The organism is Bradyrhizobium sp. (genome assembly GCF_049512235.1).
In the GTDB taxonomy this organism is placed as follows: domain Bacteria; phylum Pseudomonadota; class Alphaproteobacteria; order Rhizobiales; family Xanthobacteraceae; genus Bradyrhizobium.
The window spans coordinates 1-12,147 of the sequence record NZ_JBEKXH010000183.1 but is presented as its reverse complement, the minus strand read 5'-3'; the positions used below and the strand labels follow the sequence as shown (position 1 = coordinate 12,147).

The 12,147-nt window shown below is 63.2% G+C and carries 13 protein-coding genes; 7 read left to right on the top strand and 6 right to left on the bottom strand.

Going from position 1 to position 12,147, the window contains the following annotated elements:
- Both ABSG20_RS17965 and ABSG20_RS17960 read left to right on the top strand, forming a co-directional pair.
- Positions 1-206 (top strand): hypothetical protein (locus tag ABSG20_RS17965; protein ID WP_423865853.1); only part of this gene is annotated, 206 nt, incomplete at its 5' end.
- A complete protein-coding gene (locus ABSG20_RS17960; protein WP_423865852.1) occupies positions 206-940 on the top strand; it encodes a substrate-binding periplasmic protein in 735 nt (244 codons plus the stop codon). The genes ABSG20_RS17965 and ABSG20_RS17960, both read left to right, overlap by 1 nt.
- Before the next feature lie 12 nt (positions 941-952).
- Here ABSG20_RS17960 and ABSG20_RS17955 read toward each other — a convergent pair whose 3' ends face one another.
- The 4 genes from ABSG20_RS17955 to ABSG20_RS17940 form a co-directional block, all read right to left on the bottom strand.
- Entirely contained in the window at positions 953-1,510 is a 558-nt protein-coding gene (locus ABSG20_RS17955; protein ID WP_423865851.1) for an enoyl-CoA hydratase/isomerase family protein, read from the bottom strand.
- Positions 1,488-2,462, bottom strand: a complete 975-nt coding sequence (locus ABSG20_RS17950) for a S66 peptidase family protein (RefSeq protein ID WP_423865850.1) — start codon at positions 2,460-2,462, stop codon at positions 1,488-1,490. The genes ABSG20_RS17955 and ABSG20_RS17950 overlap by 23 nt, the downstream gene beginning before the upstream one ends.
- Entirely contained in the window at positions 2,455-2,724 is a 270-nt protein-coding gene (locus ABSG20_RS17945; RefSeq protein WP_423865849.1) for a type II toxin-antitoxin system ParD family antitoxin, read from the bottom strand. Before ABSG20_RS17945 ends, ABSG20_RS17950 begins: the two co-directional genes overlap by 8 nt.
- A 61-nt stretch (positions 2,725-2,785) precedes the next feature.
- Complete coding sequence (locus ABSG20_RS17940; RefSeq protein ID WP_423865848.1) at positions 2,786-4,102, bottom strand: trypsin-like serine protease; 1,317 nt, start codon at positions 4,100-4,102, stop codon at positions 2,786-2,788.
- Positions 4,103-5,126: 1,024 nt separating this feature from the next.
- Here ABSG20_RS17940 and ABSG20_RS17935 point away from each other — a divergent pair.
- The 5 genes from ABSG20_RS17935 to ABSG20_RS17915 all read left to right on the top strand — a co-directional run bounded on the left by ABSG20_RS17935 (position 5,127) and on the right by ABSG20_RS17915 (position 10,746).
- Positions 5,127-7,598, top strand: coding sequence for a hypothetical protein (locus ABSG20_RS17935; protein ID WP_423865847.1), 2,472 nt, complete (start codon positions 5,127-5,129; stop codon positions 7,596-7,598).
- Positions 7,591-7,932, top strand: coding sequence for a J domain-containing protein (locus ABSG20_RS17930; RefSeq protein ID WP_423865846.1), 342 nt, complete (start codon positions 7,591-7,593; stop codon positions 7,930-7,932). The genes ABSG20_RS17935 and ABSG20_RS17930 overlap by 8 nt, the downstream gene beginning before the upstream one ends.
- A gap of 81 nt (positions 7,933-8,013) precedes the next feature.
- The gene (locus ABSG20_RS17925) at positions 8,014-8,712 is read left to right on the top strand and encodes a nucleotide exchange factor GrpE (RefSeq protein ID WP_423865845.1); all 699 of its coding nucleotides are present in this window, start codon (positions 8,014-8,016) and stop codon (positions 8,710-8,712) included.
- Entirely contained in the window at positions 8,709-10,481 is a 1,773-nt protein-coding gene (locus ABSG20_RS17920) for an Hsp70 family protein (protein WP_423865844.1), read from the top strand. The genes ABSG20_RS17925 and ABSG20_RS17920 overlap by 4 nt, the downstream gene beginning before the upstream one ends.
- Positions 10,429-10,746, top strand: coding sequence for a hypothetical protein (locus tag ABSG20_RS17915; protein ID WP_423865843.1), 318 nt, complete (start codon positions 10,429-10,431; stop codon positions 10,744-10,746). Before ABSG20_RS17920 ends, ABSG20_RS17915 begins: the two co-directional genes overlap by 53 nt.
- Before the next feature lie 651 nt (positions 10,747-11,397).
- Here ABSG20_RS17915 and ABSG20_RS17910 read toward each other — a convergent pair.
- Positions 11,398-11,634, bottom strand: a complete 237-nt coding sequence (locus ABSG20_RS17910; RefSeq protein ID WP_423865842.1) for a hypothetical protein — start codon at positions 11,632-11,634, stop codon at positions 11,398-11,400.
- A 296-nt stretch (positions 11,635-11,930) separates the two neighbouring features.
- Positions 11,931-12,147: hypothetical protein (locus tag ABSG20_RS17905; protein WP_423865854.1), on the bottom strand; the 217-nt coding region annotated here is incomplete at its 5' end.

Genomic DNA, 12,147 nt, shown 5'->3' with positions numbered 1-12,147 from the left:
TGTCACACAACCAAACGCGTTTGCGAAGCGCCTTGTCCCTCATAAGCCCGCTTCATGAAACGCATCCATTTCTGTTCCTGCTTCTTCGCCTATTGCAGTGGCCGGGGATTGTTGGCCAAGATTTGACTTTGCAATCTATGGATGTAGTTTCGAGCCGCGAGACGGCGAAGCTCGGCTGCGGCACGGATGCGACGGAGATCAGATGATGAAAGACGCGGTCGCGGTCGCAACCTTGATCCCCGGCCGGCTGACGGTCTGCACCTATGGAGGATTTGCTCCGGTCTGCTACAAGAACCCGGCCGGCCAGCTCATCGGCCTTGACGTTTCGTTCCTGACCCGTTTCGCCGAGAGCCTTGGGCTGGCGATCGCAACCCTTGAACACGCCTTCGACGGCATCTGGGCAAAGCCGGGCCACAACGTGTGCGATGTCGCCGGCGCGGGCGTCATGCGGCGTGCCGATCGGCCTCCGGGTGCTGGGGGCTCCTGGAGCGATCCATACTTTCAGGTCGAGAGATCGCTTCTGGTTCGGACCGCCGAACAAAACGAGTTCAATCAGTGCCAAAGCCTCAAGGGCAAGAAGATCGTCGTGACCCGCGGATCGACGGCGGATATCGACGCGCATAAGCGCTATCCCCACTGCACGATCCAGTTCGTCGACGAGGTCGCCGAGGGCCAAGGCGACGCTCAGGAGTACATCGTCAAGACCCTGATCGCCAGCCGCCGGGCCGACGCCTTCGGGGAAGGCGACGTCAGCAACCGATACCTCGGCAACAAATACGGCACGGACGTCAAAGGAGGCTTGGCGCTGGCAGACGTTCACGCCATCGACGGAATGACGGAGACCTTCAACTTCATCACGCGCAACGCCAGCTCGGGGGTGCTCGACCGGCTGAACGCCTTCATTGCAGGGAATAAGGGATGCTACGCGCCGAAATCGTAGCCGCGCTCCTGGCTAGTCCGGCGGTGTCCAGGTGATCTCCTTGCCTTTCAGCTCCCGATAGCGTCGGGCCTGAGCGCGCAGACTTCCAGGATCTGACATGGTGCGCGACAGCCAATCTCGATCGAGGCGTGCGGCAGAGTCGAAGGCCGCCATGGTTGTCGCTTGCAATGCTCGTTTCGAGAAAGCGTAGGCCGCGTGGCATTCCGGGGGCACGAGCGCGGCCCAAGACACGGCGTCGTCCAGCAACTTGTCCGGCGCGACGGTCTGATGGACGATGCCCATGCGAGCCGCTGCCGCCAGATCGTGGATTTGTCCGAACAGCGTCAGCTCGGATGCGGCGCCGGGGCCGATGGCGTGTTTGATAATCTCGCAATAGACGGCGGGCATCGGGATGCCGATGGGCACCTCGTTCAACGAGAATTGCAGATCGCCTTCGGCTGCGATGCGATGATCGCAGTTGAGCGCCGTGATCAACCCGCCGGCGCAGGCGTGGCCGTTGATCGCCGCCACCGTTGGTCGTGGATACGCGATGCCCGCGACATCTGCGCTAAGACGCGCGGCGCCTGTCATCAGGCGGCTGGGAATGAACCTCTAGCATCAGCGTGGCGGCATCAGCGTCCAAGCTCGCAATTGCGCCAACTATTGCAGATCGTGGATTCGGGCCATGTCCAAGGGGCAAGCCTCCTAACACTGGGATGTTCCATCGCGAAAGATGATCGCGAAGCACATCCAAAACTGTGTTTCCGGTGGCGAACTCGCTGAATTGGCCAATAGCGACGCCAGCCAGCTCTGCCACTCGTCCGGACTTTGCAAGCATCGTCAATTGCCGGTCCACTTGTCCTAAGCCCATATTGACGGCCTCCAGCAGGAGGATCGCGCCTCTCAGGCTGGGCAAGGTCCAGCCCGACGATGTCGCCACCATGTCAAGGTTGCCGCCGATCAGTCGGCCACGCGCCTTGCCCATGGTTGTTAACGCCGATGTGGCTTCGCCGGAATTTGAGTTCAGGATGTGTGGTCCCCTGCTCATCAGCGCTAGCCGCAACGCCTCGTTAGTCGCCGACGCATCAAATGTGGCGTCCTCGGCAGCAATCGCTCCATGAACTCCCATAAGCCTGCATTGCTGCCATAGGGCGAGATGCAGGATCGTGATTTCGCTAAAGCCGACAACGAATTTGGGATCGGCCCGCGCGGCCGCGAAGTCAATTTTGTCGGCGATGCGGTACGCACCCTTGCCGCCCCGCGTCGCGATAATCGCCCGCACATCGGGATCGCATAGCGCTTCATTGAAATCTGCAAGGCGTTCTTCGTCAGTACCAGCGAGATAATCCAGCCTGGGGCACCGGCTAAAAACATTCCGCGCCAGTTGAACGCGAAGCCCCCAACTCTGCAGGATTTCCGTGGCGTGCGAAACACCTTCTTGCGTCGGTGGACTTGCTGGCGAGACGAGCCGGACAACATCCCCCGTTCGCAGGGGAGCTGGAGAAAGCACAGGAAGTTCCCGCTCAGAGGACGATTCACTCATTCAAACGGCCGCCGGCCCTTGCGCGCTTCTTCGCCTGAGCGAGAACCTCAGAGACCGATTTTCTACCGACGCCGCTGGCGCGCGATTGATCGACGATCCGGCGAAGATCATCCATCGTCAGTTCCGGGTGTGAACGGCGCTCGCGGTCGCGACGGACTAGATCGCGCACATAATCGCTTGTGCTGGCATACTCGCCTTCTTTGATCCGGGCCTCGATCCAATCCTTCATCGGCTCAGGCAGGGAAATCGTCATGGTCGCCATGCGGCACCTCCTAACTTGCCTCAGCATAGCAACGATAAGAACATATCACAAATATTCTTATTCAGCGGGTCGACCCGGCCTCGGCTGCGATCTGGTCCCTGATGGCCGCTTCGAACTGGCTGGCGGAGGGGACAAACATCAATCTCGCCTCCTCTAGAATGGCCGAGAGGATACCGACCACGGCAGGGCTGCCATTGATGTCCACCAGGATCGGCGAGCCCGAGTAGCCGAGATTCGCCAGGCACTGCACCACCAGCATCCGATTGTCCTGGCCGTAATCGGCGCGGCAGTTTCGCAGCGCGGTCGCCGAATAGCGCCGTTCTTCACCGTAGCCGATCTGGGAGATCGTCCCGGCAAGCGTGGCGGCCCTCAGTTCCTCGCGTGTCAGCGCCTTCACGGCGACCGGGCGTACCGGCAGAGCGTCCTTCAGGACGATCAGCGCCCAATCTGCCGGCGATCGATCGAGTGTCCACTTGTTCTTCAGCATCGGAGCAAAATCCTTGGCCACGATCAACTGCGCTGCCGCCGATGACGACCCGGGCGCTCCCTTGTTCATGCCGGCCAGGAAGTGGACGCTCGAAGCGCTGATCGGCTCGGTCCCGTTGAACAGGCAGTGCGCGGCGGTGAGCACGATCCGGGGTGCAACGAGCGTGCCCGTGCACCAGCCTCCTGTGCTGAAATGGGCAACGGCGACGACGCCGATCGCCGAGGCCGGCCAGGACGAGGAATCCACGACCTCTCCGAAATGCCGATCGAGGCCGAGCAGTTCTTCCGCCCGCGGATTGGCGACGCCGGCCGCGGATGATTCAGGCTTTGGCTGGAAGTGGTCGATGATCTCCTGGGCCTGCGCGTGCTGCGCCTCGGTCAGCGCCAGCGCCTGGACGAGGCGCGCGGCGGATCGGACGCCTCCCTGGCCGGCCATGACGATGAAGGCGTAGCCCTGCACCAGGTCTTTCGGGACGCCCCTGCCGTCGAGGGCCATCAGACCGCGCATATATTGAGCCTGGGCAAATCCCTGCGCAGCTGCCCGGGCGAACCATCGCGCGGCTTCCGCATCATCGGGCCGTACACCTTCAGCGTTGGCGTAGGCGAGGCCGAGAAAATGCTGTGCGATCGGAAGTCCCTGGTCCGCGGCCTTGCGATACCAGGTGATCGCCTCGGCAGGATTTCGCTGAAAACCCCATCCGTAGGCGTGCATGAATCCGATGTCGAACTGGGCGCGCGCGTCACCCTTCTCGGCAAGGGGAGACAGAAGTCGAAGCGCGGTCGCGTACTCCCCGCTGTGAGCTGCGGCGACGGCATCGTCGAGCTCCGCTGCCGTCGCCGGGCCGACGAGGCCGAGCAAGAGGATGAGGAGTGCGAGAGCTGCGTTGATCATGCGTGTCCAATGCGGCCGGCGAGCATCGTGATGGATCCGCCAGACGACACCATCAAGACGGCGACCCTATGGCTGTCCGGCGGGAAGTTCATTTGCCCGCGTGCGCGCAAATTTGGTCGGGCCAGCCGGGAATCCTTGCGCCAAGTACTCGAAAATCGATGGAATGGATCTGACCACAGGTTATCATCGTGGGCTTATTGTGGTAGGCGGACCATTGCAATGCAATGAAACGTCATTGGCATCATCCGCCATCAGGCGCAAGATACCCGAGTGATGATTGAAACCGTTCTTAATTGTGGCCTGCGGCAAATATCAAGCACGTGATCAGGCAGCCAACACCGCCTTTTTCACGGACAGCGGTAGCTCGATCGCGCAAAAAAATTTCTTCGGATAGAGATAATCTTCTCCGGATTCGTCGACAATTCGCAGTAAATCCTGCTTTTCGGCATCTGAGTCGCGGAGTGCAACGTAGATCTTCCGTGTCTCTAGCGATGCAGGGTAACTCCCGTTGCTAATGCACACGACGAGTTGTTTTGATGGAGGCCTTACCATGGTTCCGACTTTCAAAGTAGGCGCTTGATCTTGAATTCTTTGCGCCCGATTCCGGATGCCTCGTATCAGTGTAACTCAGCGTAATGGACAGTGCCATTGGAAAGCTGAACCTGGGCGGTTCCTTTCCGTTTGCGCCATCGACCCCGCCCATAGACCTTTCGCAATCGGGCGATTTCGCGGATTCCGCTACCAGCGGCGAACGTCTCAACATCCGCAATGTCACCCAGGATCTCGAAGAATTACCTGGGGGTAGGCAAGCCCGCCGATGGACACGGCGGAAATCCGGTGCCAAAAGCTCGCTCGGCGCGTGAAGAACGGTGCTCCGGCTGGGCGGATTTGTTACCATGAGCATCGCGCCTTCGCCGAAAAGCCAGGGCACCTCAGCCACTACCGGAGCCGGGGCCGAGCACCACATAAAGTGTGTCCGGAGTGGTATCCGGACTGGGTTTCATCGAAACAGGCACCAGCGACCATGTCCCACCAACTGCGACAAGCCTCGTTTCTGGAAGCCCTGGAACCCCCGCTCGCACTCAAGGCCAGGGACGCGCTGCGGGTTGGCGACTTCAAGCAGGCGATCGAGTTGTTCAAGCGGCTGGTCAAGCAGGAGGACCGGCCGGAATGGTGCGAGGCGCTGAGTGAGGCCTATGCGGGCCGCGCGCGGATGCTTGCCGCCAAGGGACTGTTCGAAGAGGCCTTGACCGCGCTGAGCAAAAGCGCGGCGCCGGACGGAACGTTCCGGGATCCGCTATTATATCTGAAATGCCTGTGCAAACGCGGTCAGTTGCACGAGGCCACCGAATTCGCGGTGAAACATATCGCAAGCGAAAAGATTCCGGCGGCAACCGCGCCACCATTGGCTGAACTGGCGGCGGCCTTATGGCTGGCCGCGCCGGTCCCGCTGGCTGTACCAGTGGATCCGGGATCCGAGGCTGGCAAGTGGGTCGAGCACGCGGCGGCGGCGCAGCAGAGTTTGACCGCCTGGATCGAGGGCAGGGAGCCGCGAGAGATCGACCAGCTCTTGAGCCGCATTCCCTTGCGGTCGGGGTTCGGAGCGCTGCGGCTGATCCTCAAGAGCCTCATGACCGCCGCCGATGACCCCGCAAGGGCGCGCCAGCTCCTCGACAGCATCGCGCCCGGATCGGCGTTTGCGTCCTTGCGCCTCGCCGTCGAGGCGGCGCTGCCGGGAGGGCCTGAAGAAGCCGCGGCGAAATCGAGTCCGGCGAGCAGGGCGCAGCAGGTCTTCGCCGTGGAAGTCAAGGGGCTGCCGAATGCTGCCTCCCAGTTGCTGCTGCAGTTCACCAAGGCCGAGCGGAGCGGACCAGGCTCTTTGTTGGCCTTTCTGGCAGGTCAGGCCAGGACCCTCCCGGCGGACGAGGTCAAGCGCGCCTGCCTCAATTTGCTGGCTCAGGCGCCAGACCGTCTGCGGCTGTTCGAGAGCACGTTCGGCACCCTCACGGCATTCGAGAGAAACCGGATTCAGGCACTGGCCGCCGAAGCCGGAAGCCATTGGCGGCGCGCCGAGCAGCACTGGACCGCCGCGGCAAAGAGCATTGCACCCGCACCCGGCGCGGAAAACGCGCTCGCCGCGGGCGTGATCTATCGTCGCCTTGCGCATCTGGCCCAACTACATCCGGAGATCGAAGGCCAGGGAAGATCTGAATTTCCCGAAATCGAATATTTTGAGCTGAGCCTGCGGGCCGATCCCGATCACCTTCCTGCCGTCCTGCAATTGATCGGGCTCTATCGTCGAGAAAGGCTTGACCGCGAGTGGCAACGGCTGGCCGAGGACAGCGCGCAGCGCTTCCCGTCGGACAGCGCGGTGCTGCTGCAGGCGATTGACGCCGCGATGGCGCGGAAAGCCACCAAAAAGGCGGTCGGTTTCGCCCGCAAGCTGCTCATGCTCGACCCGATCAATCAGGCGGCGCGGCAGCGCATGATCGAGCTCCATATCTCTCATGCCCGCAAACAGAACCGCTCGAAGCGGGCCGATCTGGCCTGGAAGGAACTTGCCGAGGCGGCGACGTGGGAACGCGCCAGTGCGCCAAGCTTTCTGCTGCGGATCAACCAGGGGCTGGTCGGGCGCGTGCTTGGTCAGGAAGACGCCGAGGCGCGGCTGCGCCAGGGGGTGGAATTGGCCGGTGGTGGCGTTGCCGGCTGGTTCCGCGCCTCGTTGGAGCACGCGCTGATGATGTCGGGCGATGCCAATGCGGCCCTGCTGCGCCAGCAATTGGCGCAGGCGGAGCGGGAACAGGCTCCGACCAAGCAGGCCGTACTGGCCATCGTGTCGGCTTTGAGCGGTGAGGAAGCCCGCGAAAGCAAAAAGGCGATCCAGGCACTGGTCTCTCGAATGCGTGGTTGGCTATCGAAAGCAAGCGGCCTTGCCTGGTGCGCCGCCGAGTTTCACCCGATCGCCGAGATGTTCGGGTGGGTCGATGCGTATGACCTGCTCGACGACTACGCCAGGTTGGCGGGCCAGCGCGAACCCGGCGATGCAACTTGGCGCTATTACCAGCTGGTGGCCCGCGCCAAGGGCGATCCGGACCGATTGTCCTTCACAGAGACCGATGAACTTTGCGACATCGAGGAGGCGGCGGCGCAACGGCGTGATTTTCATTTGGCCAACCGCATCCAACGTTTCCTCGACGGACCCCGATCCCCGGAGAGTCGCGGATCGAAACCGTCCTCCAAGGCTGGACATTTCGATGACGACGACGAGCCGGCCGACCTGGTGTCGCAGTTGCTGGCCGCGGTTCTCGAGGATACGCCGCCGGACCTGGTGCAGCGCTTGGTCAAGAAGCACGGGCGAAGTCAGGCCGTCACGGCTCTGGTCGATCGAATCCGTGCCACGCCGCTCGGGGGCATGCCGGAGCCGGTGCTTCGTCGATTAGCCAACGCCATGGTCGAGATCGTGACGGGGACCAATAGCGGGCCGATGCATGACTGATCCTTTCACGGTTCTCGGCGTCGGCGAGGATGCCGGCGACGAACAGATCAAGCAGCGCTATCTGGCGCTGGTGCGCGCCTTTCCGCCGGACCGCGAGCCGGAGCGTTTCCAGGCCTATCGGGCGGCCTATGAGGCATTGCGCGACCAGCGCAAACGCCTGGAGGTAAAACTGCTGCGGACCAACGACACAGCCTTGGCGCAGCTGAAGTTGCGGTTTCAGGCGCCGTCCGGACCGGTCCGCGGCAGCGCCACCAGGGCGACGGTCACGGCGCTCTTGCTCGAAGGCATAGATCGGGCCTGCACCAGCGTCGGCAGTTCGCCGGAATCGCCGTAGTCTTTAGCGCGATCGCCGACTCACCCCTGGCGATCTGCGAGCGACATTTGCAGAAAACACCTCACGGGCAGGGCAGCGACGTTGGACGAGACGACAAGGGAAGAGTTGCTCAGCCGGTTTGTCGCCTATCTCGACGGTCTCGATCCCGACGGTTCGGGCGAGGCGCCGGCGGGGACAACGGAGGAGGGGACGGAGGAAGCCGATCTGTTCTCGATCTTCGTCGAACTGGCCGGTCTGCGCAACGAGACGCGCACGCAATCTCGCATCCTCAAGGAGGCGCTCGACCGCTTTCGTTCCGTGTTCGATACGCTGCAGGCCAGCCATGCCGCGCTGGAGCAGGAGTTGAAGCGGGCGCGGGCCGATGCCGGCGACCGCGAACGCAGGCTGCTGAAACCGCTGCTGCTCGACATCATCGACATCAGGGACAGGCTGGCCGCCGGGTTGAAGCCAGCCGTCGCGGCCGCGCCGCGGTGGTATGAGCGCTTCCGCTCGTCCTCTCGAGCGCAGCGCGCGGCGGCCGAGGCACGGCAGGAGGGGATGCGGATGACCTTGCGGCGGGTCGACAGGCTGCTTTCGGATCAGCGCATCGCCGCCATCGAGACGGTGGGCCGCCCGCTCGACCCGCGCCACGCCGCTGCGGTCGCGACCATCGAGGACCCCTCGGCCGCGGACGGCATCGTAGTGGAGGAAGTGCGCCCGGGCTTTCTCTGGCAGGGCGAATTGCTGCGGCCGGCGGAGGTGATCGTGGCCAGACGCGACGGGAATGGAGAGCAGACGTGATCGAAGACATCGTCGGGATCGACCTCGGCACCACCAATTCGGAAATCGCCCTGTACCGGGATGGCCGGCCGGAGGTGCTCGCCGACGAACGTGGGCGCAAGATCCTGCCGTCGGTGGTCGGGATCGGAGAAGGCGGCGAACTGCTCGTCGGCGAGGACGCGCGCAACCAGTTCGTCCTGTATCCCGAACGGACCGTCAGATCGATCAAGCGCCGCATGGGCAGCGACGACAAGGTTGATCTGGCGGGAAGCGCGTACACGCCGCAGGAAATATCGGCGATGATCCTGAAGCGCCTCAAGGACACCGCCGAACGCAGCCTCGGGCGGCCGGTGCGCAAGGCGGTGATCACGGTTCCGGCCTATTTCTCCGATACCCAGCGTCAGGCGACGCGCGAGGCAGGCGAGATCGCCGGGCTGGAGGTGGTTCGTATCGTCAACGAACCGACCGCGGCCGCCCTGGTCTACGAGGCGGCTCAGCATCAGGGCAAGCGCATCCTGGTCTATGATCTCGGCGGCGGCACCTTCGACGCCTCGGTGGTGCGGATCGAAGCAGGCGTCGTCGAGGTCATATCGAGCCACGGCAACAACCATCTCGGCGGCGACGATTTCGATCACAAGATCGTCGAGCACATCATCGATCACCTCAAGATCAAGCAGGGGGTGGACGTCGCAGGCGAGCCCAAGGCGATGGCGAGGATTCTGCGCGCCGCGGAGGCGGCCAAGAAGCATCTGTCGGATCATCCCTTCGCCCGCATCGAGGAGGAGTACCTCTCCGAGACCGCAGGCAAGCCGGTCCACCTCGCACTGGAGTTGTCGCGCGAGGAGTACGAAGAAATGATCGCCCCCTTCATCGAGGAGACCCTGTCGGCAGTTCATGTCGCGCTCGAATCGGCCTCGCTCACCTCCTCCCAGGTCGACGAGATCCTGCTGGTCGGCGGCGCCACCCGAACCCCCCTGGTCCGCCAACGCCTGCGCGAAGCCTTTGCCAGGGAGGCGCGCGGCGAGGTCGATCCCGATCTCTGCGTCGCCCTGGGGGCGGCGATCCAGGGCGGCTCTATCGCCGGAGCGGAGGTCTCCGCCGTTCTCGTCGACGTCACGCCCTACACGTTCGGCACCAGCGCGCTCGGCGAACTGAATGGAGAACTTTACCCCTATCACTACGTCCCGATCATCCCGAAGAATACGGCGATCCCGGTTCGCAAGAGCGAGGTCTTCTTCACCGTCGTGGACGACCAGAAAACCGTGGAGGTGCGGGTCTTCCAGGGCGAGAACGCCGACGCGATGGAGAACATCCAGCTCGGCGAATTCCGAGTCGAGGGACTGAGCGAAGCCCCGGCCGGCAACCCGATCATCATCGATCTGGCGCTTGACCGCGACGGCATCCTGCATGTTTCGGCCACGGAGAAAGACACCGGGCTCGAACGCCGGATCACCATCGACAAGGCGATGTCGCGCTATGACAAGAACGAGTTGGACGACGCGCGACAGCGGATCGACGATCTGTTTGACGCCGAGGACGCCGAGGGTGCCGAGGACGCCGACGGAGTGCCGCTGCCCTCAGCCGGCGCGCCCGCCACGCCGCCGGAGGCCGATCTATCGGCCCTGGTCGCAAAGGCAGAGGCCAAGCTCGACACGGCGGGCGACGAAGACCGCGCCGAACTCATCGACATCGTGGCGACCATCAGGGATTGCCAGTCGCGCGGGGATGCCGCCGGCCTTGCGCAAGCGCGCCGGCAGCTCGGCGATCTCCTGTTCTATCTCGAGACCTGACATCATGATGCACTGTCCGATCTGCCGCGCTTTGCTCAACGGCGCCGACACCTGCCGCCGCTGCCGCGCCGAGCTGAGGCAGGTACAGGATGTTGAACGCCGGGGACGCGAACTCGCAGACGCGGCGATGCACCTGCTGGCATTGGGCAATACCGCCGCCGCCAACCGCCTGCTGCGCCGCGCCCGCATCGTTCATGCGACGCCCGAGCTGCGGCTGCTTTTGGCAATGGCAACAACGGCTGCCCGATCGAGCGGCGAAGTTTGAAATGCACTCACCGTAATGCAAACTAGTCGAGCGTTGCTTTGATGCGAATCATATTGATTCGATGTCGTAGGGTGGGTTGAGCTCTTCGCGAAACCCACCACTACCGCCGCCGCGATGGGTTTCGCGACCAGTTCGGACATGCGTCCGATCTGGTCACTCTACCCATCCTACGACCGATCAGTTTCATGGATCGGTCGTCTAGTTCAATGATCTTGAAGGGGCGCGCAAATAATCCCGGCAAAGCAGTGGGTAACGCTGATTGAAGTTTCCGTTGAGCCTGACATGAAGGTTGGCTGGGCGAACTGTCCCTCGGAAGAACCGCTTTGCCAGTTCGTCAGCGTGCACCTCTCGGCCGGCGGGTGGATGGTCAGACACTCCAGCCGCGCGCTCGCACGCGTCGCGAAGCATCATCCTGGGGATCTTCCACCGTCATTGCGAGGAGCCCTTGCGACGAAGCAATCCATTGCGCGGCGTACGCGGTGATGGATTGCTTGGCGCACCGAACGGCGCGGCGCATGGCGGATGGCGCCTTCCACCTTCGCTCTACGAGCTACGGCGGACAAGTCCGCCCCAATCCGCCCTGTACCCGGCTTGCCATCTTGCGCAAGGCCGCGTTCGCGCAGACGACCTGGCGCCGCGTTCCCCACGCGATCACGGGCAGACGCGGATCGGCGGCTGCTTGCGCGGATCGCCGACCTGGACCGCGTGACACCTGGGCAGTGAGGTGCCGTACGAGCGCGCGGCGCCGAAGCCATGATTGGTGACCGCGGCCTGGAAGCGCATTCCGGGCGGCAAGGGCTGCGGGTTCAGCGCCATCGCCGGCGTTGCCAGCGCCAGCGCGGCTGCGGTCAGTGACAGAATGCGAATGAGCTTGCGTGATGATGACATGGATACCTCCTTTTGATCTCGGCCGTCCGGCCTGCTCATTTGGTTGCACCCTGGGACCCGCGGGTTCAACGCCAACGCGCTTGCGGCGTTCGCCCGGCATCGCGAATGTGACGTGGCACACGTTCGCGATGGCTCTTTCTCGCATCGTAAATGCTGGGCACGGGGCAAAAGGGCGCCTTTGCCTACCTCATGCGCTCACGCGTGTTCGGAACTGTTCCGGCGGCTTACCGTTATCCTGCGGATAATTTTCGCTTTACCCACGAAGCGATGGGTCACGTGGATTGCGCGCTTTCCGGTTAAATTCCCTGACCATTCAGCGGTTTCCGCCGGGCGTCATCACGGAGGCCGAAGCTCATCAGATGGCGGCGGCGCACGAGGTGGCCAAGGTCATTGAAGTCGACGACTTCGCGCCGGAAGCCTTGTCGCCGATCTACAGAAAGCCGGCCGAAGTGCATCAGTTCTTCCAGCAGCTCGGTGAAACAAGGGCCGCGAGCTGATGGCGCGACGTTATCG

Excerpts from the sequence above, each read along its gene's own strand:
- ABSG20_RS17945 (WP_423865849.1), bottom strand. The coding sequence starts at position 2,724 with ATGGCGACCATGACGATTTCCCTGCCTGAGCCGATGAAGGATTGGATC.
- ABSG20_RS17950 (WP_423865850.1), bottom strand. The coding sequence starts at position 2,462 with ATGAGTGAATCGTCCTCTGAGCGGGAACTTCCTGTGCTTTCTCCAGCT.
- ABSG20_RS17910 (WP_423865842.1), bottom strand. The coding sequence starts at position 11,634 with ATGTCATCATCACGCAAGCTCATTCGCATTCTGTCACTGACCGCAGCC.
- ABSG20_RS17960 (WP_423865852.1), top strand. The coding sequence starts at position 206 with ATGAAAGACGCGGTCGCGGTCGCAACCTTGATCCCCGGCCGGCTGACG.
- ABSG20_RS17955 (WP_423865851.1), bottom strand. The coding sequence starts at position 1,510 with ATGACAGGCGCCGCGCGTCTTAGCGCAGATGTCGCGGGCATCGCGTAT.
- ABSG20_RS17930 (WP_423865846.1), top strand. The coding sequence starts at position 7,591 with ATGACTGATCCTTTCACGGTTCTCGGCGTCGGCGAGGATGCCGGCGAC.
- ABSG20_RS17935 (WP_423865847.1), top strand. The coding sequence starts at position 5,127 with ATGTCCCACCAACTGCGACAAGCCTCGTTTCTGGAAGCCCTGGAACCC.
- ABSG20_RS17940 (WP_423865848.1), bottom strand. The coding sequence starts at position 4,102 with ATGATCAACGCAGCTCTCGCACTCCTCATCCTCTTGCTCGGCCTCGTC.